Source organism: Caulobacter sp. BK020 (assembly GCF_004342605.1).
In the GTDB taxonomy this organism is placed as follows: domain Bacteria; phylum Pseudomonadota; class Alphaproteobacteria; order Caulobacterales; family Caulobacteraceae; genus Caulobacter.
Genome location: NZ_SLZL01000022.1, coordinates 15,821 through 42,028, shown reverse-complemented (window position 1 = coordinate 42,028; position 26,208 = coordinate 15,821). Strand labels below are relative to the sequence as shown.

At 69.1% G+C, this 26,208-nt stretch carries 23 protein-coding genes and 1 pseudogene; 16 read left to right on the top strand and 8 right to left on the bottom strand.

Features of this window, described 5'->3' with window-relative positions; genetic code table 11:
- Positions 1-127: 127 nt before the first annotated feature.
- The 3 genes from EV278_RS20780 to EV278_RS20770 all read left to right on the top strand — a co-directional run bounded on the left by EV278_RS20780 (position 128) and on the right by EV278_RS20770 (position 2,291).
- Entirely contained in the window at positions 128-727 is a 600-nt protein-coding gene (locus tag EV278_RS20780) for a 50S ribosomal protein L25/general stress protein Ctc (RefSeq protein WP_132095620.1), read from the top strand.
- A 120-nt stretch (positions 728-847) separates the two neighbouring features.
- Entirely contained in the window at positions 848-1,468 is a 621-nt protein-coding gene (gene pth, locus EV278_RS20775; RefSeq protein ID WP_132095618.1) for an aminoacyl-tRNA hydrolase, read from the top strand.
- Between the two features lie 85 nt (positions 1,469-1,553).
- A complete protein-coding gene (locus EV278_RS20770) occupies positions 1,554-2,291 on the top strand; it encodes a tetratricopeptide repeat protein (RefSeq protein ID WP_132095616.1) in 738 nt (245 codons plus the stop codon).
- Between the two features lies 1 nt (position 2,292).
- Here EV278_RS20770 and EV278_RS20765 read toward each other — a convergent pair whose 3' ends face one another.
- Positions 2,293-2,652, bottom strand: a complete 360-nt coding sequence (locus tag EV278_RS20765) for a phage holin family protein (protein ID WP_132095614.1) — start codon at positions 2,650-2,652, stop codon at positions 2,293-2,295.
- Positions 2,653-2,936: 284 nt separating this feature from the next.
- Between EV278_RS20765 and rpoH the strand changes: the two genes are divergently transcribed.
- Positions 2,937-3,833: an RNA polymerase sigma factor RpoH gene (rpoH, locus tag EV278_RS20760; RefSeq protein WP_132095612.1), complete on the top strand. Its 897-nt coding sequence runs from the start codon at positions 2,937-2,939 to the stop codon at positions 3,831-3,833.
- A gap of 60 nt (positions 3,834-3,893) precedes the next feature.
- Entirely contained in the window at positions 3,894-4,595 is a 702-nt protein-coding gene (locus EV278_RS20755) for an alpha/beta hydrolase (protein WP_132095610.1), read from the top strand.
- 261 nt (positions 4,596-4,856) lie between these two features.
- Here the strand turns inward: EV278_RS20755 and EV278_RS20750 are convergent, their stop codons facing one another.
- On the bottom strand, positions 4,857-7,625 hold the full coding sequence (locus EV278_RS20750; RefSeq protein ID WP_132095608.1) for a TonB-dependent receptor: 2,769 nt from the start codon (positions 7,623-7,625) through the stop codon (positions 4,857-4,859).
- Between the two features lie 210 nt (positions 7,626-7,835).
- On the opposite strand from EV278_RS20750, the gene EV278_RS20745 reads away from it, so the two are divergent.
- Positions 7,836-8,903 (top strand): phytase, encoded by a 1,068-nt coding sequence (locus EV278_RS20745; protein ID WP_132095606.1) that lies wholly within the window; start codon positions 7,836-7,838, stop codon positions 8,901-8,903.
- Between the two features lie 4 nt (positions 8,904-8,907).
- On the opposite strand, the gene EV278_RS20740 is transcribed toward EV278_RS20745, so the two are convergent.
- The 5 genes from EV278_RS20740 to EV278_RS20720 all read right to left on the bottom strand — a co-directional run bounded on the left by EV278_RS20740 (position 8,908) and on the right by EV278_RS20720 (position 14,873).
- Complete coding sequence (locus EV278_RS20740; RefSeq protein ID WP_132095605.1) at positions 8,908-9,702, bottom strand: response regulator; 795 nt, start codon at positions 9,700-9,702, stop codon at positions 8,908-8,910.
- A 98-nt stretch (positions 9,703-9,800) separates the two neighbouring features.
- Complete coding sequence (locus EV278_RS20735) at positions 9,801-10,925, bottom strand: hypothetical protein (RefSeq protein WP_132095683.1); 1,125 nt, start codon at positions 10,923-10,925, stop codon at positions 9,801-9,803.
- Between the two features lie 80 nt (positions 10,926-11,005).
- Entirely contained in the window at positions 11,006-12,748 is a 1,743-nt protein-coding gene (locus EV278_RS20730) for an ATP-binding protein (RefSeq protein WP_347812833.1), read from the bottom strand.
- A gap of 122 nt (positions 12,749-12,870) precedes the next feature.
- On the bottom strand, positions 12,871-14,157 hold the full coding sequence (locus EV278_RS20725) for an adenylosuccinate synthase (RefSeq protein ID WP_132095603.1): 1,287 nt from the start codon (positions 14,155-14,157) through the stop codon (positions 12,871-12,873).
- 119 nt (positions 14,158-14,276) lie between these two features.
- Positions 14,277-14,873: an acyloxyacyl hydrolase gene (locus EV278_RS20720; protein ID WP_243692288.1), complete on the bottom strand. Its 597-nt coding sequence runs from the start codon at positions 14,871-14,873 to the stop codon at positions 14,277-14,279.
- 111 nt (positions 14,874-14,984) lie between these two features.
- On the opposite strand from EV278_RS20720, the gene EV278_RS20715 reads away from it, so the two are divergent.
- The 5 genes and pseudogenes from EV278_RS20715 (at position 14,985) to EV278_RS20700 (ending at position 20,247) form a co-directional block, all read left to right on the top strand.
- Complete coding sequence (locus EV278_RS20715) at positions 14,985-15,962, top strand: threonine/serine dehydratase (protein WP_132095599.1); 978 nt, start codon at positions 14,985-14,987, stop codon at positions 15,960-15,962.
- Positions 15,934-16,109 (top strand): annotated as a pseudogene (locus EV278_RS24540) (hypothetical protein). Before EV278_RS20715 ends, EV278_RS24540 begins: the two are co-directional and overlap by 29 nt.
- A gap of 36 nt (positions 16,110-16,145) precedes the next feature.
- Positions 16,146-17,801, top strand: coding sequence for a M28 family metallopeptidase (locus EV278_RS20710; RefSeq protein WP_132095597.1), 1,656 nt, complete (start codon positions 16,146-16,148; stop codon positions 17,799-17,801).
- 114 nt (positions 17,802-17,915) lie between these two features.
- The gene (locus tag EV278_RS20705) at positions 17,916-19,304 is read left to right on the top strand and encodes an L-serine ammonia-lyase (protein WP_132095595.1); all 1,389 of its coding nucleotides are present in this window, start codon (positions 17,916-17,918) and stop codon (positions 19,302-19,304) included.
- A 193-nt stretch (positions 19,305-19,497) separates the two neighbouring features.
- A complete protein-coding gene (locus EV278_RS20700) occupies positions 19,498-20,247 on the top strand; it encodes a DUF72 domain-containing protein (protein WP_132095593.1) in 750 nt (249 codons plus the stop codon).
- Positions 20,248-20,275: 28 nt separating this feature from the next.
- Here the strand turns inward: EV278_RS20700 and EV278_RS20695 are convergent, their stop codons facing one another.
- A complete protein-coding gene (locus EV278_RS20695) occupies positions 20,276-21,298 on the bottom strand; it encodes an NAD-dependent epimerase/dehydratase family protein (protein ID WP_132095591.1) in 1,023 nt (340 codons plus the stop codon).
- 91 nt (positions 21,299-21,389) lie between these two features.
- Between EV278_RS20695 and EV278_RS20690 the strand changes: the two genes are divergently transcribed.
- The 5 genes from EV278_RS20690 to EV278_RS20670 all read left to right on the top strand — a co-directional run bounded on the left by EV278_RS20690 (position 21,390) and on the right by EV278_RS20670 (position 25,942).
- Positions 21,390-22,283 (top strand): LysR family transcriptional regulator, encoded by an 894-nt coding sequence (locus EV278_RS20690; RefSeq protein ID WP_132095589.1) that lies wholly within the window; start codon positions 21,390-21,392, stop codon positions 22,281-22,283.
- A gap of 72 nt (positions 22,284-22,355) precedes the next feature.
- Positions 22,356-22,682: a hypothetical protein gene (locus EV278_RS20685; protein ID WP_132095587.1), complete on the top strand. Its 327-nt coding sequence runs from the start codon at positions 22,356-22,358 to the stop codon at positions 22,680-22,682.
- 105 nt (positions 22,683-22,787) lie between these two features.
- A complete protein-coding gene (locus EV278_RS20680; RefSeq protein WP_132095679.1) occupies positions 22,788-24,170 on the top strand; it encodes an NAD(P)-binding domain-containing protein in 1,383 nt (460 codons plus the stop codon).
- Positions 24,171-24,221: 51 nt separating this feature from the next.
- Positions 24,222-24,863, top strand: coding sequence for a TetR/AcrR family transcriptional regulator (locus EV278_RS20675; RefSeq protein WP_132095585.1), 642 nt, complete (start codon positions 24,222-24,224; stop codon positions 24,861-24,863).
- A 32-nt stretch (positions 24,864-24,895) separates the two neighbouring features.
- Positions 24,896-25,942, top strand: a complete 1,047-nt coding sequence (locus tag EV278_RS20670; RefSeq protein WP_132095583.1) for an alpha/beta hydrolase — start codon at positions 24,896-24,898, stop codon at positions 25,940-25,942.
- The last annotated feature ends 266 nt before the right edge of the window (positions 25,943-26,208 follow it).

Sequence of the window (26,208 nt, the reverse complement as noted above, 5' to 3'; positions counted from 1 at the left end):
CCCCGTTGCATCGGGCGGCCGCTGCGTGTATGGAGCGCGACCCAAAAACGTCGACCGGGCGAGGCAATCCAGTCTTGTGCGGCGGCTTCGCATTTCGAGAGCATGGGGCTCTCCAGAGAGACAAGACATGGCCGAGATCATTCTCAACGTCGAACTCCGCGACCGCGCCGGCACCGGCGGCTCGCGCGAAACCCGCCGCCAAGGCAAGGTCCCCGGCGTTCTGTACGGCGGCGCCAAGGCCCCGGTGAACATCGCCGTGAAGGGCAACGAATTCCGCAAGGCGCTCTACACCGGCAAGCTGCTGGGCCACCTGGTGACCCTGCAATACGGCGACGAGAAGCAGTCGGTCATCGCCAAGGCCGTGCAGTTCCACCCCGTCACCGACGAGCCGCTGCACTTCGACCTGTACCGCGTCGACGAGCACCAGCTGATCAAGATCGAAGTGCCCGTGCACTTCAAGAACAACGACATCTCGGTCGGCCTGAAGAAGGGCGGCACGCTGGAAGTCATCCGCCACGTGGTCGAGTTGGCCTGCCCGGCCGACAAGATCCCCGAAGAGCTGGTCATCGACCTGGCCTCGCACGACATCGGCGACGTCATCCGCATCTCGGAAGTGAAGCTGCCGGAAGGCGTGCGTCCGGCCCAGGACCGTGACTTCGTGATCGCCAACCTGAAGGCCTCGGCCGCCTCGCAATCGAGCGAAGGCGACACCACGGTCGAAGGCTGAACCCCTTCGGTCGGGTTTCCGATCTGAGTTATCGAAACGGGCGGGCTTCACGGCCCGCCCGTTTTTCGTTTAGCGGCGCCTTGCCCGGCAGGGCCTCGAAGGACGCACGGAGCCTCAGCGATGCTGATCCTCGCCGGTCTCGGCAATCCCGAGCCGAAATACGAGAAGAACCGGCACAATGTCGGGTTCATGGCCGTCGAGGCCCTGGCCCGCAAATGGGGCACGGCGCCGTGGCGCTCGCGCTTCCAGGGGCTGGCCTGCGAGGGTCAGGTCTCCACTCCGAACGGTCCGGTCAAGCTGCTGCTGCTCAAGCCCAGGACCTTCTACAACGAGAGCGGCCGCGCCGTGGGCGAGGCGATGAAGTTCTTCAAGCTGGCCCCTAGCGACGTGATCGTGTTCCACGACGAGATCGACATGGCGCCGGGCCGGTTCCGGATGAAGGCCGGCGGCGGGGCGGCGGGCAACAACGGCGTGCGCTCGATCACCAGCCAGATCGGCGACGCCTTCCGGCGCGGCCGGATCGGCGTCGGCCATCCGGGCCACAAGGACGCGGTCATGCACTATGTGCTGGGCGACTTCCACAAGGCCGAGCACCAGTGGCTGGACCCGATGCTGGACGCCCTGGCCGACGCCCTGCCCTTCGCGGCGGCCGGCGACGACGAGCGTTATCAAGCCGAGGTGCTGCGCCTGGCCCCCGCGCCCAAGGCCGATCCCAAGAAAGCCGCGCGCCAGGCCGAGTAGGACACGGCTGATTGACGCCGCCGGCTCCAGCCCACACATAACCAGCCTTGACCTGGCCAACGCCAAGCTTGGAGCTCCCCTTCCGATGATCCTGCTCGGTCTGTCGCTGCTGTTCTCGATCGCCCTGTGCGTCCACGTGGTCCGCACGGGCCAGCAGATGTACTGGCTGATGATCATCCTGCTGTTCCAGCCCCTGGGCGGGCTGGTCTATCTGATCGCCATCGTCGCGCCGGACTTCCTGGGCGGCGCCAAGGCTCAGAAGGCGCGGCAGGCCGCGCGGCAGGTCCTCGACCCGCAACGCGAATATCGCGAAGCCGGCAAGGCGGTCGAGGACGCGCCGACGGTCGCCAATCGCACTCGGCTGGCCGCCGCGGCCTCGGGCCTGGGCCGGCACGCCGAGGCCGAGCGTCTGTACGCCGAGTCTCTGCAGGGCATGTACGCCGACGATCCGCAGTTGCTGCTGGGACGGGCCAACGCCCTGATCGAACTGGACCGCGCCGCCGAGGCCCTGCCGCTGCTGGAGGGCCTGAGCGCCCAGTCGCCGGCCGCCCGCACGCCGAACGTCGCCCTGGCCATGGGTCGCGCCTACCACGCGCTGGGCCGTCATTCCGAGGCCGACACCGCCCTGCGCTGGGCGGCGGCGCATCTGCCGGGCTTCGAGGGCATGGCCCGCTACGCGGTGTTCCTGGCCCAGACGGGCCGCAAGGACGAGGCCCGCGAGGCCCTGGCCGAGATCGACAAGCGCCTGGCCAAGACCCATTCGCACTTCCGCAAGGAAGCCCGCGGCTGGCGCGACCTGGCGGCGACGGCGGTGAGCGCCTAAGCTAGGCTCGCTCGCGCCCGTCACCGATCAGCAGATGGCCCAGCCAGCTGACCGCGCCGACCACCACCGAGCCGAAGATCCCGGCCCACAGGCCATTGACGACGAAGCCTTCCAGCAGCCAGCCGACCAGGCCCAGCATCGCGGCGTTCACGACCAGCAGGAACAGGCCCAGGGTCACCACCGTGAACGGCAGGGTCAGCACCACGACCACCGGCCGGACGATGGCGTTGACCACGCCCAGCAGCACCGCGGCGATCAGCAGGCTGGTCCAGCCGCCGGGCGCCCGGATCCCGGGCACGATCCTGGACGCCAGCCACAGGCCCAGGGCGGCTATCAGGGCGCGGACGATGAAGCGGATCACGACAAGCCTCCCGGGCGTCAAGCACCACCATTAGATGCGCGCCTCGCCTGCGGTGAGCAAGGCCCGTTCACCGTCCGACGGTGACGTCGCGTCTGCCTGACATTTTTGGCTTGAATTTTTGAGAATGAACGTTCATTCTCACTTCCGAAGCGCCAATACCCGAGTCCGGGTGTCGGACATTACAAATACGTTATCGACCTTACCTTCGCCGCAACGCATTCCTATCTGACCCATTCCGGTGGGGATGACGGCGCGCGATTGACGGGCGGATCCGCACCAAGGGGATAGTTTTTATGGCCGTGAATTCTCTATCGGTGATGTCGCCGGACGGCGGCCTGTCGCGTTATCTCACCGAAATCCGCAAGTTCCCGATGCTGGCCAAGGACGAGGAGTTCATGCTCGCCCAGCGCTGGAAAGAGCATCAGGACAGCGAAGCCGCCCACAAGATGGTGACGTCGCACCTGCGCCTCGTGGCGAAGATCGCCATGGGCTATCGCGGCTACGGCCTGCCGATTGGCGAGGTGATCTCCGAGGGCAATGTCGGCCTGATGCAGGCCGTCAAGAAGTTCGAGCCCGACAAGGGTTTCCGCCTGGCCACCTACGCCATGTGGTGGATCCGCGCCTCGATCCAGGAATACATCCTGCGCTCGTGGTCGCTGGTGAAGATGGGCACGACCGCCGCGCAGAAGAAGCTGTTCTTCAACCTGCGCAAGGCCAAGAGCCAGATCAGCGCCTTCGAGGACGGTGATCTGCGTCCCGAGCAGGTCAGCGCGATCGCCACCAAGCTGGGCGTGCTGGACAGCGAGGTCGTCTCGATGAACCGCCGCCTGTCGGGCCCCGACGCCTCGCTGAACGCGCCGCTGCGCGCCGACGGCGAGAGCGAGTGGCAGGACTGGCTGGCCGACGACAACCAGGTCAGCCAAGAGACCGTGGTCGCCGAGAACGAAGAGAAGTCCCTGCGGATGACTCTTCTGGAGGAGGCCATGGTCGAGCTCACCGACCGCGAGCGCCACATCCTGACCGAGCGGCGCCTGAAGGACGAGCCCACCACCCTGGAAGACCTGGCCGCTCAATACGGCGTCAGCCGCGAGCGGGTCCGGCAGATCGAGGTCCGGGCCTTCGAGAAGCTGCAGAAGTCGATGCGCGAAGCCGCCATCGCCAAGAACATGGTCGAGGCCTAGAACCGTTTCGACCTTCAAGGACTGGAGCGCCCCGGATCGAAAGGCCCGGGGCGTTTTTCGATGACAGAGACCCGCCCCCAACTCCTGCTCCTGCCCGGCCTGCTGAACGACGCCGAACTGTGGCGTGACCAGATCAGCGGCCTGGCCGACGTCGCCCGCTGCCAGGTGGCCGACCTGACGCAGGGCGAGAGCCTACGCGAGCTGGCCGAGCAGGTTCTGGCCGGAGCCGAGCCGACCTTCGCCCTGGCCGGCTTCTCGATGGGCGGCTACGTGGCCCAGGAGATCGCCCGAATCGCGTCCGAGCGGATCGAACGCCTGGCCCTGATCGACACCGCCATCCGCGCCGACACCCCGGAACGGGCGGCCCAGCGCCGGGCGGTCAACGCCGCGGCCAGCCACGAGGGGGCGTTCCTGGGCGTCGCCGACCGGCTGATGGCCAGCTATGTCGACGCCTCGCGCCTGGGCGACAAGGACCTGACCGGCCGCATCCAGGCCATGACCCAGCGCCTGGGCCGCGAGGTGTTCCTGCACCAGAACGGCCTGGTCCGCGAGGACGGCGCGGCCGCCCTGCGGGCCCTGCGCTGTCCGATCGTCATCATCTGCGGCGAGCACGACGCCATCACCCCGCTGGCCGGCCAGCATGAGATGGCCCACGCCATCGGCTGCACGCACATGGTGGTAATCCCGAACGCCGGCCACATGACGCCCATGGAAGCGCCCGACGCGGTCAACGCCGCCCTGCGTCGCTGGCTGGCGCGCTAGCGGCGGTTCAGGGGAAACGCCCCGCTTCCGCTCGCCGTCGCGCCTAATGCCAATGATGATGTGTCCGCTATCTCCCCGAACAGGTGTCCGCCATGTCCCCGGACTGAACACTCGTGCCCGGGACCCTTTGTCGGTCGCGGGCGCGGAGGCGTGGCGCGCCGGCGCGTCAAGACGCTTCACCGTCAGCTGAACCAAGGGTTCCGGGCACAAGGCCCGGAATGACGATCCCTTTCGGGAGCGGTCAGATGAAGGCGCTTGGTATCAGAAACTCAGCTGCACGCCCGTGCGGAAGGTCCGGCCGTAGCGCTCGTTCTCGCCCAGCCGGCGGTCGTTGCCGACGAAGGTGCGCCAGGATTCGTCGTTGAGGTTGCTGGCCTCCACGAAGACGCTGGCGGTCTTGCCGAAGGCGTAGGCGACGCGGGCGTCGAGTTGGCCGTGGTCGTCCCACCACACGTCCGACCCCTGGGCGGCGCCGATCGTGTAGAGGAACTTCGAGCGGTAGGAATAGGCCAGCCGGGCCGAGAAGCCGTACTTCTCGTAGAACAGCTGGGCGGTGGCCACGGTCTTGGACTGCTGGGCCAGCGGCAGGCTGTCGGCGGAGCGGCCGGGCACGCCGCGCAGGGTCGAGTCGATCAGCGCCAGGTTCACGCCCACGCCGACGCCGTTCAGGGCGTCCGGCAGGAAGGTCAGCTGCGATTGGGCGTTGAGTTCGACGCCCAGCACGCTGGCCTTGCTGGCGTTCAGCGGGGTGGTCACCGCCGCGCCGGTCAGGGCCACGCCGCCGAAGGTCCCGTTCTGGTTCAGCAGGGTCTGGGTGAAGATCGGGTCCTGGATGTCCTTGAAGAACGCCGAGACCGACAGCAGGCCCTGGCCGGGCAGGTAGTACTCGACGCCGGCGTCCAGATTGGCCGACAGCAGCGGCTTCAGGTCCGGATTGCCCTGGGTGACCGTGTCGGCGGTGGCGTCGACCGTGATGGCCGGGGCCAGCGACACATAGTCCGGACGGCCGATGGCGGTGGTCGCCGCCGCGCGCAGCACCAGGCGGTCGGTAATGTCCATTCTGGCGTTCAGGCTGGGGAACCAGTTGGTGTACTTGTTCGAGCCCGCGGTGTCGGCGCCGCGCGTGCCGGTGGCGTTATTGAAGGTCTTGGCCGTGTAGTCGCCGTCGGTGGTCTCGACCCGCAGGCCGGGAACCAGGGTCACCCGCCCCATCTTCAGCGTGGCCATGGCGTAGCCGGCATAGATCTTTTCCGACACGTCGTAGTCGCTGAGCAGGGCAGTGCTGAGCGACTTGGCGGCGTTCAGCTTCAGCGTCGCCGGATTGGCGGTCACATAGGCCTGGGCGGCGTTATAGTCGACCTTGGGGCCGAACGCGTAGCGGCCCTCATAGGTCGAGGCCAGGCTGGGCGGGTTCAGGGCCGCCAGGGTGAAGGTCGTCGAACCCGGATCGAAGGTCGTATAGTCGCGGTCGTTGGTCTTGGACCGGTCGATCAGCTTGGCGCCGATCTTTACCTCGCCGCCATCGCCGATCGCCGCCAGCGGGAAGGCGTAGTCGGCGCGCGCCTGCTTCAGCGTCTCGACCGCCTGGCGACGATCGTAGTTGACGCTCTTGAAGACGTAGTTGGCCGGATCGTAGGCCGTGGCCGTCGGGGTGACCTGGAACAGCACCTGCGACAGGTCAAAGATTCCGGCCATGGTCTTGCCGGTGGCGAACTGGAACTCGCTGCGCAGCGGATCGGTCTTCTCGGCCCGGCTGTAGGCGGCGTCGACCTCCAGGCGTCCGACCGGCAGATTGAAGCGACCACCGACCGACACGGTCTTGGTGTTGTCGTCCTCGTCGCGGCGGCGGACATAGCGCGTGCCCGTGGCCTTGGTGAACGAGCCGGTCGTGGCCGAGGTCGAGACGATCGTGCCGGCGATCGGCAGGCGGAAGCGGTCGCGGGTCTCGTGATCGGTGAACTTCGAATAGGCGCTGCGCAGATAGAGCTGGACGTCGTCGCTGGGACGCCAGTCGAAATTGCCGACGAAGCCGGTGCGCTCGCGGGTCAGGTTGTAGTCGCGGCTGTCGAAGTCGGCCGGGATCGGGTTGCCCCCAGGTTTTCCGGTGTCCGTGGTCCACGACGCGCCGGCCACGTTCTGCGACTCGACCGGGCGCTTGGAATAGTTGGCCGAGACCACCGCGCCGAACTGGCCGCCCGGGCCGAACGTGCCGCCCAGCGCGCCGTCGACCTCGTAGGGGTTCTTGTCGTTGAGGTCGAAGCGGCCATAGGCGGCCCGGGCGCTGCCGAAGGTTCCGTGACGGTCGAAGGCGCTGAGCGTGACGATGTCCACCTGGCCGGCGATGGCGCTGGCGTCGAGGTCGGCGGTCAGGCTCTTGATCACCTTGACCGAACCGATCATCGCCGAGGGAATGTCGTCCAGCTTGACCTGGCGGTTGTCGGGCTCGGGCGCGGCGGCCGTCTGGCCGTTGACGGTGACGTTGACATAGCGCGGATCGACGCCGCGGATGATCACGTAGCGGCCTTCGCCCTGGTCGTTGGCCACCGACACGCCCGGCAGACGGCGCACGGCCTCGGCGACGTTCTGGTCGGGCAGCTTGCCCACATCGTTGGCGTAGAGGGCTTCGACGAAGTTGTCGGCCACCTTCTTGACCTGCAGCGAGCGGCGCTCGGCGGCGCGGGCGCCGCTGACGACGACCTCGGACACCGCGTCGGCCGCCTTCAGGGTCAGCGTGACCTCGCCGCCGGCCTCGGCCACGGTGACCGGCAGGGTCGAGGCGCCGTAGCCGACATAGGCGACGGTCACGTCCATGGCGCCGGGCGCCACGCCGGTCAGCACGAAACGGCCGTCGGGACCGGCGGCGGCCGAGCGTCCACCCGCTTCGACCGAGGCGCCTGGCAGCGGCGCGCCGCGGCTGTCCACCACCTGGCCGCGCAGCTCGGCGGCCATCGCCGGCGTCGCCGCCACGGCCATGACCATCGCCGTGAGGCTGCATCGGCGCAGCAGGGCGCCCTTGATACCGACCGACATGTTGAATCCCCTTGGCCCGCCCTTCCTGGGCTCGCGGCTGTCAGGTATTGGCCCCGCGCGTCAAGTCGACGACAGATTTATGTCAGTTTTGTATATCGCCGACGTGACTACATCGGCAGGTTCCGATGATGCAACTTGGATGTCTGAGCGCGATTGACTTACACAATGACCTGCCGCATGGCGAACCGATAGAATGGAGATCGGACAATCATGCGAATTACGGGTGGACTGCCGCCGATCTGCATCTCCTTGATGCTTGTGACGGCGGCCTGCGCGACGCGGCCTCCAGCGACGACGGCCTCCGTCGTCACGGCCGAGATCCCGGCCCTGCGCGAGACCGCGGCCGTCGCCTCTCAGCGCGACGCCGCCGACGACCCGGCGATCTGGCGCGACGTCCGGCGCCCCGAGAACTCCCTGATCGTCGCCACCGACAAGAAGGACGGCCTGTATGTCTATGGCCTGGACGGCAAGACGCGTGGCTTCCTTGAGGCGGGCCGGGTCAACAATGTCGACCTGCGCGGCGACGTCGTGATCCACGGCGCGCCCGGCGTGCTGGTGGCGGCCAGCGACCGGACCGATCGTACGGTCGGCAAGGTCGCCCTGTTCGCGCTGGACACCCGCACCGCCGCGCTCACCGCCCTTGGCGCCTTGCCCGCCCAGGTCGGCGAGGCCTATGGCTTTTGCCTCTATCGCCGCGCCGCCGATCGCGCGCTGTTCGCCTTCGTGGTCGGCAAGGACGGCCTGATCAGCCAGCTGTCGATCGACGTCTCGGGCCCGGCGCCCAAGGCCGCCGTCGTCCGGCAGATGAAGCTGGCCACCCAATCGGAAGGTTGCGTGGCCGACGATCGCACCGGCCAGCTGTACGTGGCCGAGGAGGACGTCGGGGTGTGGCGCTTCTCGGCCGCGCCGGACGGCGGCGACCATCGGGACGCCTTCGCCAAGGTCGACGGTGTGAGGCTGGTGGCGGACTCCGAGGGCCTGGCGATCCTGCCGCGCGGACGGAACGGCGGCTATCTGGTCGGTTCCAGCCAGGGCGATTCGGCTTATGCGGTCTGGAACCTGCGCGACGGCGCCTATCGCGGCCGGTTCCGCATCGTCGCCCATGGCGGTGTCGACGGCACGAGCGACACCGACGGCGTCGAGATCGCGGCCGGCGACTTCGGTCCCGACTTCCCGGGCGGCCTGATGGTGGCCCAGGACGGCGACAACAGCCCCCAGGCGCAGAATTTCAAGATGGTGTCGTGGCGCGCGGTCGAGAAGGCCCTGGGCCTGCGCTGAAGCGTCAGGCCGCGCCGCGGTCGCCGCTGTCCTCGACCAGGAAGCCCATCAGGCTATCGATGCGCTGGATCAGTTCGGCCCGCGCCATGCCGCCGGCCGTGCAGGCCTCCAGGGCGGCGGCGGCCTCGAACAGGCGGACGTCCTTGATCGCTTCGCCGACCTTCTTCAGTTCGACCGCCTGGGCGACCAGGGCGCGCCGGGCCTGGGCCGGATCGCTGTCCAGGGCCTGGGCGGCCGACTTGACGATCCGCAGGGCCTGGGACAGGCGGGCGGCCGGTGCGCCGGTGGCGTCGGCCTTGCGCTTGCGCGGGCCCTTGTATTCGGCCGAGTTGAAGCGGCGGCGATCGGGACCGACATATTGCACGGCCTCGACCCAGTCGCGGGGCTTCAGCGTCACCGCCTCGAGCCGGCGCTCCAGATCCTTGATCGTGAACGGCTTGCGCATGAACTCGTGGATGCCCGCGTCCCGGGCCCCGAAGATCGCGTCGGCCGTGGCCTCGGCGGTGCACATGATGATCGGGTTCTCGCGGCAGGCCAGGTCGCTGCGGCGGATCTTGCGGGCCAGGGCCTGGCCGTCGCAGCCGCTGGAGGCGTGCTCGACAAACATCAGCATCGGGTCGATCGTGCGCGCCATGCCCCAGCCGGCCTCGGCCGAGACGGCGTGGAAGATCTGGACGTTGCCGACATGGCGCAGCTGGTCGGCCAGCAGGCGCACGGCCGCGGTGTTCGGGTCGACGATCAGCACGCGCTGCATCTTCGCCGCGATACGCTGCAAGGTGCGGATGTTGCCGTCGAACACGGGACCCGGAAGCTCCAGAAAATGACTTGTCCGCAGACTAGCCGGGCGATGGTAAAAATCCGCTTAGTCTTCGCCCGTTGCGACAGAAAGTCCCGGATTCAGGCCGCCAGGCTGACGCTGAGGCCGGAGTCGAAGTCCTGCAGCAGGTCGATCGCGTCCTCGATGTCGGCGACCAGCGGCATGCCGGCCGGGAAACGGTAGCGCCAGAAGCTGGCGATATGGGCGATCACCCCGACCTTTTCGCCCAGCGACAGGAACATGTCGGGCGCGCGCAGCAGGAACTCGCGGAACGCCTGGGGCCTGCCGTTGTCGATCAGGTCGTCGAAGGCCCGGTCATAGACCTCCAGGGCCCGCATGATCGCCCGGCGCTCCAGCAATATGCCGCGCCGCAGGCGCTTGCGGGTGTCGTCCAGATAACGCTGGGTTCCCGCGTCGCGGTTGCCGGTGATCGTCAGCCGGGTGATCTCGCCGCCGACGGTGTCCAGCTCGGTCCACAGCCGGGTCAGCATCCACTTGTAATAGAGGAAGCCCTTCCAGCTGAAGACCCCCTCCTTGAAGCTCTCGCCGTCCATGATCAGCGTCTCGCGCAGCGGCTCCAGCCGCTCGTCGACGTCGGTCGACAGCAGGGCCTCGACCAGCCGCGCCGCGTGGGCGCCGGGCACGGCACGGCCGGCGTCGCGATAGGCCAGGTCGATCAGCAGCGAGATCTGGGCCGAGACGAAGCTCTGCATCTGCTCCATGTCGGCGGTCGACAGGGCGAAATAGGTGGCGGCCACCGACAGGCCATGGCGGCGCAGGTGCTCGCGCAGCAGAAACGGGTCCAGGGACGGCAGCTGGTCGATCAGCCGCAGGGTCGCCAGGTCGCGCGCCATGTCGGTCTGTTCGTTGCAGGCCTCACGCAGCAGCTCGACCCAGCCGCGCTGGCCCACAAAGAACGACTGGCCGCCCAGGCCCAGGTCGCTGCGCTCGAACGGGATGATGATCTTGGTGGCGTTGGGCCGGATCTCGTCGAACAGGAAGATGTCGTCGGCCCGCAAACGGTGTTTGACCACCAGGGCGGTATTGAGGATGCGGTTGCGAAACAGCGGCGCCTCGCCGTGTTCGGGTCGATGACCGCTGCGGGCCTCGATGGCCAGCAGGTTGAGGACGCGGCTGGTCGAGGCCTCGCGATCCAGCGCCCGCAGGCTGCGCGTCAGGCGATCAGCCTTGTTGGCGGACTTCATCAGGCGACGCGCGAGGGCCAAGGGCGGCGAACCTCCGTTAGGATCCTGGCCGTCATAAACCTTGGCCAGCTAAGCAATCGCTAATCCGTGGCAAGCTTGACCGGAATAGGCTTGGCCGGCGCGGGCGCACGCCGCCAGGCGATGGCCTGGATCAGGCCGGCGGGCTGGATTGGCTTGGGGTGGGCGTCGTCGAAGCCCAGACCGATCAGGCGCTCGACCTCGCCCGACATCGCATCGGCCGTCAGGGCGACGACCGGCACGTCGGGGCGGCCGCCCTCGCCGTTCCGCAGGCGCCGCAGGGCCTCGACGCCGTCCATGACCGGCATGTGGACGTCCATCAGCACCACGTCAAAGTTCTCGACCCGCAGCCGCGCCAGGGCCTCGCGACCATCGCCCGCCGTGGCGACCAGCACGCCGACCGCCTCCAGTATGGCCCGCGCGACGGCCTGGTTGGCCAGGTTGTCGTCGACCACCAGCACTCGCGCGCCGGCCACGTCCAGCGCGACGTCCGGGGCGGCTTCCGGCGCCGGCGCCTCGGTCGTCGCCAGGCCCAGGACGACAGTAAAGGTAGAGCCCTCGCCCGGCCGGCTGACCAGGCCGATGCGACCGCCCATCCTCTCGGCCAGTTCGCGGCAGATCGACAGGCCCAGGCCGGTGCCGCCGAACCGTCGAGCGATCGACCGATCGCCCTGGACGAAAGGGGTGAACAGCTTGGCCTGCTGCTCGGGCGTCATGCCGACCCCGGTGTCGGACACCGTGATCTCGACGCCGCCGGCGGCGTGAGGCGCGATGACGATGTCGACCCGGCCTTCCTGGGTGAACTTCAGGGCATTGGACACCAGGTTCAGCAGGATCTGGCGGACGCGGATCGGGTCGCCCAGGAGCCAGCGCGGGGTGTCTGGCGCGATCTGCAGCGACAGCGCCAGGCCCTTGGCGCGGGCGGTCTCCCGCCACACCCGCTCGAGCTGGCGCCCCAGGACCCGGATCTCGAACGGCATGGCTTCCAGCTCCAGCTTGCCGGCCTCGATCTTCGACAGGTCGAGAATGTCGTTGAGGATCGCCATCAGCCCGTCGCCCGACTCGACGATGGTCTCCAGATAGTCGGCCTGGCGGGCGTCGAGCTCGGTCGAGCCCAGGGCGTGGGCCATGCCCAGCACCCCGTTCATCGGGGTCCGCAACTCGTGGCTCATCATCGCCAGGAACGCCGACTTGGCGCGGCTGGCCTCCTGGGCCTCGACCTGGGCCTGCTCCAGGGCCAGGGCGTTGGCGCGCAGCAGGCGGGCCGCGTCGACCAGGTAGCCGCCCAGGCCCAGCAGGGCCAGGGACGAGGCCAGGATTTCCATCCATAGCGGCTTGTCGGCCGAGAACGGCATGGCGGCCAGGGCGATCACGGGCGGCGGCAGCAGCGACACCGTCGCCGAACGGCTGAGCGCGGCGTACTTCAGGCTCTCGACGATCAGGCCCAGCAGGGTCAGCAGGGCCGCGAACTTCATGATCGGCAGGCCATGCCACCAGGCGAGCAAGGCGCTCACGGACCAGACGCTGCTGAAGATCAGGGCCGGCGCCAACCTGGTCACCAGAGGAAGCGGCCGCTCGGCGCGCGCATCGACGCCATGCTGCAGCCGGACCAGCCACAGCTCCAGGCCCAGATTGGTCGCCACCCAGGCCAGGGCGGGCGGCGGGCCGAACATGGCGGCCAGGAAACCCGCCATCACGACCATGGCGATCAGGCGGCCGTTGCGCCCCCGCCGGCTCATGGCGAGGCTGTCGCTGTCGCGGCCGTCGTCGAGAAAATCGCGCAGCCCCACTCGCCGTCCCTTCACGCCTGAATTCGCGCGAAGCTTGGCCGAACAAGGTTCACAAGCGTTTACCGTGCGGCGGGTTGTCGCGGCTTTTTCGCCGTCCTCAGGACGCCCCGCCGAGCGCCCGGAGGACGGGAGTCCGATCAGCCCTGGAACGGATCGCGCATCAGGATGGTGTCGTCGCGCTCGGGGCTGGTGGACAGCAGGGCCACCGGGGCGCCGATCAGTTCCTCGACCCGGCGCACATACTTGATGGCGTTGGCGTTGAGGTCCTTAAACGAACGGGCGCCGGCGGTGCTTTCGCTCCAGCCTTCCAGCTCCTCGTAGATCGGCTGGGCGGCCTTCTGGTCGCGCATGCCGGCCGGCAGGTAGTCGACGACCTTGTCGCCGATGCGATAGCCGACGCAGATCTTCAGGGTCTTGAGGCCGTCCAGCACGTCCAGCTTGGTCAGAGCCACGCCGTGGATGCCGTTGATGGCCACCGACTGGCGCACCAGCACCGCGTCGAACCAGCCGCAGCGGCGGGCCCGGCCGGTGTTGACCCCGACCTCGCGGCCGACCGTCGACAGGTGCTTGCCCACTTCGTCGTCGAGTTCCGCCGCGAACGGGCCTTCGCCGACGCGGGTGGTGTAGGCCTTGACGATGCCCAGCACGTAGCCGGTGGCCGCCGGTCCCATGCCCGAGCCCGCCGAGGCCTGGCCGGCCACGGTGTTGGACGAGGTGACGAACGGATAGGTGCCGTGGTCGACGTCCAGGAGAGCGCCTTGCGCCCCCTCGAACAGGATCTTGCGGCCGTCCTTGTAGGCCTTGTCCAGCAGGCGCCAGGCCGGCTGGGCGTAGGCCAGGATGCGCGGGGCCAGGGCCATCAGGGCGTCGAACAGCTCGGCCGCGTCGGCTTCCGGCAGGCCCAGGCCGCGACGCAGGGCGCCGTGATGGGCCAGAAGCCGCTCGATCTTCGGCTTCAGGGCTTCCGGATCGGCCAGGTCGGCGACCCGGATGGCGCGGCGGCCGACCTTGTCCTCGTAGGCCGGGCCGATGCCGCGGCCGGTGGTGCCGATCTTCTGGGTCGAGGCGGCCTCGCGGGCCTGGTCCAGATCCTTGTGCAGCGGCAGGATCAGGCAGGCGTTGTCGGCCAGCACCAGCAGTTCGGGGGTGATCGCCACCCCCTGCTCGGCGATCTTGTCGATCTCGCTCAGCAGGTGCCAAGGATCGACGACCACGCCGTTCCCGATGACAGAGAGCTTGCCTTGCACGACCCCCGACGGCAGCAGGGCCAGCTTGTAGACCTTGCCGTCGACCACCAGGGTGTGGCCGGCGTTGTGGCCGCCCTGGAACCGCACGACGACGTCGGCCCGGTTGCTGAGCCAGTCGACGATCTTGCCCTTGCCCTCGTCGCCCCACTGGGCGCCGACAACGGTCACATTGGCCATGTTCAGATATGCCTTATCACCTGCCGAAGGGCGCCCGCGGCCCTTCGACAGGACTCGGCGGCGGACGTTTCATCTCTTGTGATCGGCGTGACGGCCCGCCTCCAAGGGGGCCGTCCGGTTCAGAACTTGTAGACCAGCCGGACCCCGGCGTCGTCAAGCCCCTGGTTCTTGCCCTGGTGGAAGATCTGGCCGTTCGACAGGTGGGTGTAGGACAGTTCGGCCGACCAGCTGTCGTTGATGTCGTAGCCCAGGGCCAGCTCCGGCTCGAACAGCACCTTCGAGCCGAAGTCGATGCGGTGATAATAGAGATAGGTGCGGCGAGCGCGTTCCTCGTCGCTGATGTTCGGGGCGTTGGCCGGCGGCAGGCCGGTCTCGCCGTCCGTATAGGCCAGGCCCATGCCGGGGCGCAGGTAGAAGCCGCCCGGCTGGCCCAGCTCGATCCGCCAGTCGAAGCCGGCGGCCACGAAGTTGGAGGTGTTCTCGCTGTTGATCGACACCATGGCGTGGACCTGGGGCTTGCCCAGCCAGCGCAGGCTTTCGATCCGGTTGGTGCGGTACCCCAGATGGACGTCCACGCCGTCCTCGCGGCCCGCGGCGCCCAGGCCGACGGCGTCGCCGATGAAGGTGACGTCGTGCTTGTAGACGCCGACGAAGGCTTCGCCGGCCAGGGCGGGCGCGGCGGCGGCCACGGCGGCGCAGGCCGCGGCGACGAACAGGGCTTTTTTCACGGTGTAGTCCCCAGCGGTCTTGTTGGTCCTCTTATGGCGTGAACGGCGCCGCTCGCAAAGGGTTTCGGCGCCGCTCGCCGAACGATAGACCTGGGCGCCATGAGCATCGCCCTTTCCGACATCCAAGCCGCCGCCGCCCGCCTCCAAGGCCAGGCCGTCCGCACGCCGCTGATCGAGAGCCCGGCGCTGAACGAGCGACTCGGCGGCCGGGTGCTGCTCAAGCCCGAGACCCTGCAGCGGGCCGGGGCCTTCAAGTTCCGCGGCGCCTACAACCGCCTGTCGCGGCTGAGCGACGACGAGCGCCGGCGCGGGGTGGTGGCCTTCTCGTCGGGCAACCACGCCCAGGGCGTGGCCCTGGCGGCCCAGCTGCTGGGCTGCCCGGCCCTGATCGTCATGCCGTCCGACTCGCCGGCGGTGAAGGTCGAGGGCACGCGGGGCTTCGGGGCCGAGATCCGCTTCTACGACCGCTTCACCGAGGACCGGGTCGCCATCGCCGCCCAGATCGCCGCCGAGCGCGGCTGCGTGGTCGTGCCGTCCTATGACGACCCGCACATCATCGCCGGCCAGGGCACGGTCGGCTTGGAGATCGTCGAGCAGGCCGAAGCCCTGGGCGTGGCGCTGGACAGGGTGCTGAGCCCGGTCGGCGGCGGCGGGCTGATCGCCGGCGTCTCGACGGCGGTCAAGGCGCTGTCGCCGGCCACGCAGGTCTGGGGCGCCGAACCGGGCGGCTTCGACGAGACCCGCCGCTCCCTGGCCTCGGGCAAGCGCGAAACCATCGATCCAGACGCCCGCTCGATCTGCGACGCCCTGCTGACCCCGATCCCGGGCGAGCTGACCTGGCCGATCAACAGCCGCACCCTGTCAGGGATCGCCGCCGTCACCGACGCCGAGGTGGCCGAGGCCATGCGCTACGCCTTCTCGGTGCTGAAGCTGGTGGTCGAGCCCGGCGGCTGCGTGGCCCTGGCGGCGGCCCTGGCCGGCAAGATCGACCTGAAGGGCCAGGCGGCGGCGATCGTCTGTTCTGGCGGCAACGTGGATCCGGCGCTGTATGGGCGGGTGCTGGCGGGGGAGCTGTGACCGCCGTGCGTCCTTCGAGGCTCGCCTATCGGCTCGCACCTCAGGATGAGGACGTTGGGCGGGCTTTGACTTCCTCTTCCTGAGGCGCCCGCGAAGCGGGCCTCGAAGGACGCAGGGCGCCTAGCCGCCGCCCAACACTCCCGCTAGGGTCCGCGCCAAGATCTGCTCCAAAAGAGAGACCCGATGAAACGCCTGCTGCTCGCGACCGCCCTGATCGTCGCTCCCATGCTCGCGCACGCCGCAGATGCGCCGAAGATCGACCCCGCCCGGCTGTCGGCCCACATCAAGGTGCTGTCGTCCGACGACTTCGAGGGCCGCGGCCCGGCCACGGCCGGCGAGACCAAGTCGGTCGACTACATCGTCGGCCAGATGAAGGCCATCGGCCTGGAGCCGGCCGGCGATCCCAAGGCCGATGGAACCCGCGCCTGGACCCAGGACGTGCCGCTGGCCAAGTTCGACATCAAGGGCCCGGTCGCCGCCCAGTTCACGGTCGGCGACAAGGCCGTCCCTCTGGCCCAGGGCGAGCAGATCGCCATCCGCGCGGCCATGACCAATGTCGACAACGTCGCCATCAAGGACGCCCCGATCGTCTTCGTCGGCTACGGCGTCAAGGCGCCGGAACGCAACTGGGACGACTTCAAGGGCCAGGACCTGAAGGGCAAGATCCTGGTGGTGCTGATCAACGATCCCGACTTCGAGACGGGTTCCGGCGATTTCGGCGGCAAGGCCATGACCTATTACGGCCGCTGGACCTACAAGTTCGAGGAAGCCGCCCGCCAGGGCGCGGCGGGGGTGCTGATCGTCCACGAGACCGCCCCGGCCTCCTATGGCTGGGCCACGGTCAAGAACTCCAACACCAACACGATGTTCGACATCGTCCGCAAGGATCCGGCCAAGAGCCATCCGCAGCTGGAATCCTGGATCCAGCGCGACGTGGCCGTCGAGCTGTTCAAGGCGGCCGGCCTCGACTTCGACGCCCTGAAGGCCCAGGCCCGGACGCGCGATTTCAAGCCGGTGGAGCTGAAGGGCGCGACCTTCTCGGCCCGCTACGCCGTCGATCATTCGGTGATCACGTCCAAGAACATCGCTGGCCGGATCAAGGGGACGCGCGCCCCCGACGAGACGGTGATCTACAGCGCCCACTGGGACCACCTGGGCGTCGGCCAGCCCGACGCCCGCGGCGACAGGATCTATAACGGCGCGATCGACAACGCCGACGGGATCGCCGCCATCCTGGAACTGGCCCGCGCCTTCAAGAGCCAGCCGCCTCCGCAGCGCTCGATCCTGTTCCTGGCCGTCACCGCCGAGGAGCGCGGCCTGCTGGGCTCGGAATACTATGCCGCCAACCCGCTGTTCCCGCTGTCCAAGACCGTGGCCGACCTGAACATCGACGCCCTGTCGGCCACCGGTCCGGCCAAGGACATCACCACCTCGGGCGACGGCAAGGTCGACCTGCAGGACCTGCTGGTCGCCAAGGCCAAGGCCCACGGCCGCTATTTCACGCCCGATCCGTCGCCCCAGGCCGGCCACTTCTATCGCTCGGACCACTTCCCGTTCGCCAAGCGCGGCGTGCCGGCCATCTCGGTCGGCTCGGGCGAGGACCTGGTGAACGGCGGCAAGGCGGCCGGCCAGAAGGCGGAAGAGGACTACACCACCAACCGCTACCACCAGCCGGCCGACGAGTGGCGCGCCGACTGGGACCTGACCGGCCAGGCCCAGGACATCGGCCTGTTCTACGAGGTGGGCGCGGACCTGGCCAATTCGAAGGCCTGGCCGGAATGGCAGGCGGGCTCGGAGTTCAAGGCGCTGCGGGACCAGAGCAAGGCGGATCGCAAATAGTCTCTTTTTTGCTCCGCTCATCCCGGCGAAGGCCGGGACCCAAGCGGCGCGTCGGTACCAGGCCTGCAAGCTCAGCTTGGGTCCCGGCCTTCGCCGGGATGAGCGGAATTTATCATGACAGCCTCCGTCTTCGACCTGTTCAAGCTGGGCGTCGGCCCGTCGAGCAGCCACACCATGGGGCCGATGACGGCCGCCAACCTGTTCGTCGGCCGCCTGCGTGACGCCGGCCGGCTGCCCGACGTCGCCCGGGTCGAGACGCGGCTCTACGCCTCCCTGGCCCTGACCGGGCGCGGCCACGCCACCGACCGGGCGGTGATCCTGGGGCTGATGGGCTACATCCCCGCCGAACTGGATCCCGACATCGGCGAAGCGGCCCTGCTGGAAACCAAGGCGTCCCAGTCGCTGCTTCTCGGCGGCCAGATCGACATCGCCTTCGACGAGGCGCGCGACATCGTCTGGGCCGGCCACGAGCGCCTGCCGCAGCATCCCAACGGCCTGACCTTCACCGCCTACGACGGCGCCGACGCCGTGCTGGCTGAGCGCACCTATTTCTCGATCGGCGGCGGCTTCGTCCGCGACGAGAGCGAGATGGGCCGCAACACCCCGCCGGACGAGGGTCCGCCGGTTCCCCACCCGTTCGAGAGCGGCGCCGACCTCCTGCAGCGGGCCGCCGACGCCGGCCTGTCGATCGCCGGGGTGATGGGCGCCAACGAACTGGCGCGGATGGAGCAGGCCGAGCTCGACGCCGGGCTGGACCGCATCTTCGCGGCCATGGAGGCCTGCATCGACCGCGGCATGCGCGAGACCGGGACCCTGCCCGGCGGCCTGGCCGTCAAGCGCCGGGCCCGCCAGATCCACCAGACCATCCAGGGCCGGCTGGAGCGCCAGATCAGCGACCCGCTGTCGGCCATGGACTTCGTCAACCTGTGGGCCATGGCGGTCAACGAGGAGAACGCGGCCGGCGGCCGGGTGGTTACGGCCCCGACCAACGGCGCGGCCGGCCTGATCCCGGCGGTGCTGCGCTTCTACCACCGCTTCCACAACGGCACGCCGCAGGGGGTGCGGGTGTTCCTGCTGACGGCGGCGGCGATCGGCGCGCTCTACAAGCGCAACGCCTCGATCAGCGGGGCCGAGGTGGGCTGCCAGGGCGAGGTGGGGGTGGCCTGCTCGATGGCGGCGGCCGGCCTCTGCGCCGCCCTGGGCGGGACCAACGACCAGATCGAGAACGCCGCCGAGATCGGCATGGAGCACAACCTCGGCCTGACCTGCGACCCGATCGGCGGCCTGGTCCAGATCCCCTGCATCGAGCGCAACGCCATGGGCGCCATCAAGGCCATCGACGCCGCGAGGCTGGCCCTGCTGGGCGACGGCCAGCACTCGGTGTCGCTGGACAAGGTGATCGCCACCATGAAGCGCACCGGCGAGGACATGAGCGAGATCTACAAGGAGACCTCGCTGGGCGGCCTGGCGGTGGGGCTGTCGGTGAACCGGGTGGAATGCTGAGAGGGCCTGGTTCACGCTGACTTGCCCCCACCTGACCGCTACGCGGTCTGTCGCGGCGAGGGGGCGGAGCGCTCTTCCCCCTCTGGGGGAAGACGATCGCGAAGCGATCCGTAGGGGGCAAGTGATCGCCGGACTTGCGCATAACGTCGCTCCCCAATACGGTGCGCCGCGAGAACAGGAAGGGAACATCTGCATGCCCGGAACCATTCGCGCCGGCATCGGCGGCTGGACGTACGAGCCCTGGCGGGGGACCTTCTATCCCGACGATCTCAAGCAGAAGGACGAGCTGAAATACGCCTCGTCCAAGGTGACGAGCATCGAGATCAACGGCACCTACTATTCCACCTTCAAGCCCAACAGCTGGCAGAAGTGGCGCGACGAGACGCCCGACGACTTCGTGTTCTCGGTCAAGGCCAGCCGGTTCTGCACCAACCGCCGGGTGCTGTCCGAGAACAACGACTCGCTGGAGAAGTTCCTGGCCCAGGGCCTGGAGGAGCTGGGCCCCAAGCTGGGCCCCATCAACTGGCAGTTCATGGCCACCAAGAAGTTCGACCCGGTCGATTTCGAGGGCTTCCTGAAACTGCTGCCCAAGGAGATCGGCGGCCGGCCGGCCCGTCATGCCCTGGAGGTCCGCAGCCCGACCTTCGCCGACCAGCAGTTCTACGACCTGGCCGCCCAGTACGGCGCGGCCATCGTCTACGCCGTCGACGACGAGGAGCCGACCTGGCCCTGCATCGACCAGCCGACCGCCGACTTCACCTATGCCCGCCTGATGTCCAGCAAGCCTGACGAGCCCACCGGCATGACTTCGGACGAACTGGACGCCATCGCCAAGCAGACCAAGGCCTGGGCCCAGCGCGGCGACGTCTTCGCCTATTTCATCGCCGGCGCGAAGGTGCGCAACCCGGCGGCCGCCATGGCGCTGATCGAGAAGCTGAAGTAGCGCCGCGCCCGAAACGGGGGACACACAGTCACCCAAGGGCCCCAGCCGAGATGGCGAGGCCTCGACGTGAGTGTGTGTCCCCTCCTTCGCCCCCGGCCTCCTTCTCCAAGCATCCCAATCCCCGCAGGCTGTCTTCCACCGCCCGATCCAGCGGCGTGTGCGGCACGTCGCCCAGGAACGCCCGGAGCTTGCGGTCATCCAGCGCCAGGGGCTCGCGCCACAGGTAGCGCATCTCGGCCATCTCGCGGAACAGCGGCACGACCGGCGACAGGGCGCTGACCAGCCACCAGGGAAAGGCCTTGACCGGCAGGTTCGGCTGGCTCGTCACCCGCCGCACCGAGCTCGCCATCTCGCCCCAGGCCATCTGATGGCCACCGAAATGGAAGACCTCGAACGGCGCGAGGCGGTCGGCCTGGTCCAGCAGCCGGGCCATGGTCTCGGCCAGGTCCGGCAGATAGGCCCAGGCGTGGGCGACGCCCCGGGCCGCCGGCTCGGTCACCGAGGTCAGGGCCCCGCCCGGCTTGACCACCGCCTGGCCGAACCAGTTGTTGCCGGCGTGCGGTCCGAAGAAGTCGCCGGCCCGGACGATCAGCACCGGTGTCCCCTCGGCCGAGGCCGCCCGCAGCCGCCGCTCCATCTCGGCCCGGATCCCGCCCTTGCGGGTGGTTGGGGCCTGCGGCGCGGTCTCGTCGATCCGCGGGAAGGTCTCGCGACCGAAATTATAGACCGTGCCCGGCAACAGGATCCGCGCGCCCTCGGCCTTGGCCGCGGCGATGGTGCTGTCCAACATCGGCAGCACCAGCTGGCCCCAGTTGCGGTAGCCGGGCGGGTTGGCGGCGTGGACGATCAGCTGGACGCCCTTGGCGGCGCGAGCCACGTCGGCCGCGACCATGGCGTCGCCCTGGATCCAGTCGATCCCGGACCGGGCCGGCTGGGCGCGGCGGGTCAGGGCCCGCACGGTCCAGCCGTGGCGGATCAGAGCCGAGGCGGCCTCGCCGCCGATGCCGCCGGTCGCGCCGATCACCAGAGCGATGCGTTGGGTCGTGGTCATGTCGATCTCCATCGGGTTGATGACGGTAAGATCGGCCAGCCCAGACCAAACGAGAATTGACGAACTGTCTTGATCTGCCATGCATTAATGCATGAGCGATCCCGACTGGAGCCTGTACCGCGCCTTCCTGGCGGTGATGACCGAGGGCAGCCTGTCGGCCGCGGCGCGGGCCCTGGGCCTGACCCAGCCGACCCTGGGCCGCCAGGTCGCCGCCCTGGAGCACGCCCTGGGCGTGGCCCTGTTCACCCGGTCGCCCCAGGGCCTGAAACCCACCGACGCAGCCCTCGACCTCAGGCCCCACGCCCAGGCCATGGCCGGGGCCGCCAGCGCCCTGGTCCGGGCGGCGTCGGGGGCCGGCGACACGGCGCGCGGCGTGGTCCGCATCACCGCCAGCGAGATCATCGGCGCCGAGGTGCTGCCGCCGCTTCTGGCGGAGTTTCGTCCGCGGCATCCGGCCGTGACGGTCGAGCTGTCGCTGGACAATCAGCAGCAGGACCTGCTGCGCGGCGCGGCCGACATCGCCGTGCGCATGGTCCGCCCTACCCAGGACGCCCTGGTCGCCCGCCGCCTGGCCGACACCCACCTGGGCCTCTACGCCCACCGGCGCTATGTCGAGGCCGAGGGCGCGCCCGCCACCCTCGACGGCCTGGCCGACCACGCGCTGATCGGCTTCGACAGGGGCACGCCGTTCCTGCGCGGCCTGGTCCAGCGCGTGCCCCTGCCACCGCGCGGCTTTTCCTTCCGCGCCGACAGCGACCTGGCCCAGCTGGCCGCCGTCCGGGCCGGATTCGGCATCGGTTTCGTCCAGCACGGCGTGGCGCGCCGCGAGCCCGACCTGGTCCCGGTCTGCCCCGGCCAGATCGGCTTCGACCTGCCGGTCTGGCTGGTCATGCACGAGGACCTGCGCACGACCTTGCGGATGCGGGCGATGTTCGACCACCTGGCCGACGGGCTGGACGCCTTCCTGGCGACCTCGCAGCCGTAAGTTCCGCGAACGGCGAAGCGGGCGCCAAACGTGGTTAACCGAACCTCAATGGGGCGCGGCTAGACTGCCGCCATGCGCCGCGCCCTCGCCTGCCTGCTGATCCTCGCCGCCCTGGCCGGCTCCGCCGCGGCCCAGACGGCCAAGCCGATGCGCGTCGTTCCAAAAGCGCCGCGGGAAGCCCCGGCCCCCGCCCCGAGCGACACCCCTGCCCTGCCGCCGCCGCTGATCCCGCTGACCGGCGCGGCCCCGGCGCGCGATCCGGACCAGTGCCGCGCGTCCTGCAACCGCACCTACTTCTTCTGCCGGGCCAATGGCGACGACGACAGCTGCCCGACCCAGTGGATGCAGTGCAAGTCGCGCTGCACGGCCACCTATTCGCCACGACCGCTCGGCAACTGATCGCGCCGAAGAAGAGCAGTTTGACGGCTCGCATAACGCTGATACGCTCACCTGAACAACGATAAGTCAGGGAGGCGCGCGATGAGCGCCCAGATGGCCGCCCAGATGGCCGCCAAGCGGCTTCCGAAGGTCTGCATCATCGGCGCGGGCTGCAGCGGCTTCACCACCGCCAAGCGGCTGAAGGACGCCGGCGTGCCCTATGACTGCTTCGAGGCCTCCGACGACATCGGCGGCAACTGGTACTACAGGAACCCCAACGGGCTGTCGGCCTGCTACGAAAGCCTGCACATCGACACGTCCAAGTGGCGCCTGGCCTTCGAGGACTTTCCGGTCCCGCCCGACTGGCCCGACTTCCCGCACCACAGCCAGGTCCTGGCCTATTTCAAGGCCTATGTCGCCCATTTCGGCCTGCGCGAGACCATCACCTTCAACACCAAGGTGCTGCGCGCCGAGCGCAACGCGGACGGCCTGTGGTCGGTGAGCCTGTCGACCGGCGAGACCCGGCTCTACGACGTGCTGATCGTCGCCAACGGCCACCACTGGGACCCGCGCGTTCCCGACTATCCCGGAACCTTCGACGGCGTCGCCTTCCACGCCCACGCCTATAGCGACCCGTTCGACCCGGTCGATATGCGCGGCAAGACCGTGATGGTGGTCGGCATGGGCAATTCGGCCATGGACATCGCTAGCGAGCTGGCCCAGCGCCCGATCGCCGGCAAGCTGATCGTCTCGGCCCGGCGCGGGGTCTGGGTGTTCCCGAAATATCTGAACGGCAAGCCGTCGGACAAGTCGGCCATGCCCCCCTGGATGCCGCGCAAGCTGGGGCTGAAGATCGTCGGCGCCCTGGTCCGCAAGCATGTGGGCCGGATGGAGGACTACGGCCTGCCCAAGCCCGACCACGAACCGCTGGAGGCCCACCCGTCGGTCAGCGGCGAGTTCCTGACCCGGGCCGGCTGCGGCGACATCACTTTCAAGCCGGCGATCAAGGCGCTGGAGGGTCGGCAGGTCCGCTTCGCCGACGACAGCGTCGAGCCCGTCGACGTGATCGTGTTCGCCACCGGCTACAGGATCAGCTTCCCGTTCCTCGACGATCCAGCCCTGGTTCCCGACGCCGACCACCGCCTGCCGCTGTTCAAGCGGATGATGAAGCCCGGCGTGCCCGACCTCTTCTACATGGGCCTGGCCCAGGCCCTGCCGACCCTGGTCAATTTCGCCGAGCAGCAGTCCAAGCTGGTCGCCGCCTACCTGACCGGCCGCTACGCCCCGCCCTCGCTCGCCGAGATGCAACGCATCACCGCCAGGGACGAGGAGCGCCACACCGGCCACTACTACGCCTCGGCCCGCCACACGATCCAGGTCGACTTCGGGGTCTATTGCGCCGACCTAAAGAAGGAGATCGCGGCCGGCGAGAAGCGGGCCCGCGCGGCGAGCGGCGTCCTGCCCGTGCCGGGGCGAGCGCCGGACGCCTTGCCACTGGCGGCGGAATGAGGCTGAAATCGTGACGGGGCGTCATCTGGGCCTCGCCACGAGTCGCGTCCGATGTCGAACATCGCCTATTTCCCCGTCCGCGGTCCGGCCGAGGACAACCGCCCCGGCAAGCGCGAGCGGACCAAGGTGGCCAACCGCCAGGCGATCCTCGACGCGGCGCGAGCGGTGTTCGGCGAGCTGGGCTACGAGGCCGCCACGGTGCGCGACATCATCCGCCGCACCGGCTTGGCCTCCGGCACCTTCTACAACTACTACAAGTCCAAGGAGGAGGTGTTCGACGCCCTGGCCGACGACGGCGCGCGGCGCTTCCGGCCGCTCCTGCGGACCGAATTCGAGAAGGCCGTCGACTTCGAGAGCTTCCTGCGCGGCGCGGTCCGCGCCTATTTCGACTTCCTGGCGGCCGAGCACGAGAGCTGGCGGATCAACCGACCGGCCGGCGAGGTGTTTCCCCACGCCCGCGCCACCCCCGAGATCCAGGCGGTGTTCGACGAGGTCCACGCGGCCTTCGCCAAGGTGCTGGAGCACGACCACGCCCCGGCGGTCGACCTTGACTATTTCGCCGCCGCCTGCATCGCCGTCGCCCGCGAGGTCGGCGACAAGATGCTGGAGCGACGGCCGGTCGACGTGGACGGCGCCGCCGACTTCGCCGTCCGGATGATCCTGGGCGGACTGCCCGCCCTGCCGCGTCCCTGAAGACGTTCTCCAACCCATAAGAAAGAGCCCGAATGGCCGACCCCGCCGTCCAGAAATTCATTCTCAAGGCGCTGATGTCCCTGCCCAGCCCGGTGCTGCGGGCGATGTCGGGCGGCGGGACGGTCTATCGCGGCGGCCGGACCCTGGATCCGCGCTTCCAGTTCCTGGCGGCGGCCGCCGCCAGGACGCCGTCCGTGACCACGCTGTCGCCGGCGGAGGTCCGAGCCGCCAGCGCCAAGGGCCTGGTCGCCGTGAGCGGCCCGCCGGAGCCCGGCGTGCGCAACGAGAGCCTGTCGATCGACGGCCCGCATGGGCCGGTCCGGCTGCGCGCCTATCGCCCCGCCGACCAGGACAGCGCCACGCCGTTGATCGTCTTCGCCCACTTCGGCGGCGGGGTGATCGGCGACCTGGAGACCTGCCACGCCTTTTGCGGCATCCTGGCCCGGATCGCCCGCACGGCGGTGCTGTCGGTCGACTATCGACTGGCGCCGGACCACCGCTTCCCGGCCGGCCTCGACGACGTGCTGGCCGCGTTCCGCTGGGGACGGGAGAACGCCGCGCGCTTCGGGGCGGCGTCCGGGACGGCGGCGATCGGCGGCGACTCGATGGGCGGCAACTTCGCCGCCATCGTCGCCCAGGAGATGAAGCGGACGGGCGAGGCCCAGCCGGCCCTGCAGCTGCTGATCTATCCCGCCGTCGACGTGGCCAGCGAGACGCCGTCGATGACCACCTATGCCGACGCCTATCCCTTGAGCCGGCCGATCATGGACTGGTTCATGGGCCACTATATGGGTCCCGACGCCGACCCGGCCGATCCGCGCCTGTCGCCGGACAAGACCGTCGACCTGTCGGGCCTGGCCCCGGCCGTGGTGATCACCGCCGGCTTCGACCCGCTGGTCGACCAGGGCGAGGCCTACGCCAAACGGCTGATCGCGGCGGGCGTGTCCGTGCGCTACCGGTGCTACGATAGCTTGGCCCATGGGTTTACAGCCTTCACCGGCGCCGTGCCGGCGGCGGATGCCGCTTGCCGGGAGATCGCGCGGCTGGTGCGGGAGCAGTTCGACTATTGGGTCGATTGATGCACGGCCAAACCTAATTCGCTCATCCCGGCGTTCGCCCATGGGCGGTCAGTTAGATGCATCGAGGTTCTTGGCGGACCTTGGCCTTTCGCCGATCCACGAACTTTCAAATTGTCTCGTCATTCCCGCCCCTGTGGCGGGAACCCCTGGTTCAGCTGACGGTGAGGTGCCTTGGCCCGCTGGCGGGCCACATCTTCGCACCTGCGGCGGACAGAGGGGTTCCCGCCACAAGGGCGGGAATGACGATCACAGAGGGGCGTTTGTTC

Bases quoted from the DNA above. Each gene is read 5' to 3' on its own strand.
- EV278_RS20690 (WP_132095589.1), top strand. From the start codon at position 21,390: ATGAGCGATCCCGACTGGAGCCTGTACCGCGCCTTCCTGGCGGTGATG.
- EV278_RS20710 (WP_132095597.1), top strand. From the start codon at position 16,146: ATGAAACGCCTGCTGCTCGCGACCGCCCTGATCGTCGCTCCCATGCTC.
- EV278_RS20735 (WP_132095683.1), bottom strand. From the start codon at position 10,925: ATGAAGTCCGCCAACAAGGCTGATCGCCTGACGCGCAGCCTGCGGGCG.
- EV278_RS20700 (WP_132095593.1), top strand. From the start codon at position 19,498: ATGCCCGGAACCATTCGCGCCGGCATCGGCGGCTGGACGTACGAGCCC.
- EV278_RS20750 (WP_132095608.1), bottom strand. From the start codon at position 7,625: ATGTCGGTCGGTATCAAGGGCGCCCTGCTGCGCCGATGCAGCCTCACG.
- EV278_RS20715 (WP_132095599.1), top strand. From the start codon at position 14,985: ATGAGCATCGCCCTTTCCGACATCCAAGCCGCCGCCGCCCGCCTCCAA.
- EV278_RS20680 (WP_132095679.1), top strand. From the start codon at position 22,788: ATGGCCGCCAAGCGGCTTCCGAAGGTCTGCATCATCGGCGCGGGCTGC.
- EV278_RS20780 (WP_132095620.1), top strand. From the start codon at position 128: ATGGCCGAGATCATTCTCAACGTCGAACTCCGCGACCGCGCCGGCACC.
- EV278_RS20670 (WP_132095583.1), top strand. From the start codon at position 24,896: ATGGCCGACCCCGCCGTCCAGAAATTCATTCTCAAGGCGCTGATGTCC.
- EV278_RS20705 (WP_132095595.1), top strand. From the start codon at position 17,916: ATGACAGCCTCCGTCTTCGACCTGTTCAAGCTGGGCGTCGGCCCGTCG.
- EV278_RS20725 (WP_132095603.1), bottom strand. From the start codon at position 14,157: ATGGCCAATGTGACCGTTGTCGGCGCCCAGTGGGGCGACGAGGGCAAG.
- EV278_RS20755 (WP_132095610.1), top strand. From the start codon at position 3,894: ATGACAGAGACCCGCCCCCAACTCCTGCTCCTGCCCGGCCTGCTGAAC.
- EV278_RS20685 (WP_132095587.1), top strand. From the start codon at position 22,356: ATGCGCCGCGCCCTCGCCTGCCTGCTGATCCTCGCCGCCCTGGCCGGC.
- EV278_RS20695 (WP_132095591.1), bottom strand. From the start codon at position 21,298: ATGACCACGACCCAACGCATCGCTCTGGTGATCGGCGCGACCGGCGGC.
- pth (WP_132095618.1), top strand. From the start codon at position 848: ATGCTGATCCTCGCCGGTCTCGGCAATCCCGAGCCGAAATACGAGAAG.
- EV278_RS20770 (WP_132095616.1), top strand. From the start codon at position 1,554: ATGATCCTGCTCGGTCTGTCGCTGCTGTTCTCGATCGCCCTGTGCGTC.
- EV278_RS20675 (WP_132095585.1), top strand. From the start codon at position 24,222: ATGTCGAACATCGCCTATTTCCCCGTCCGCGGTCCGGCCGAGGACAAC.
- EV278_RS20745 (WP_132095606.1), top strand. From the start codon at position 7,836: ATGCGAATTACGGGTGGACTGCCGCCGATCTGCATCTCCTTGATGCTT.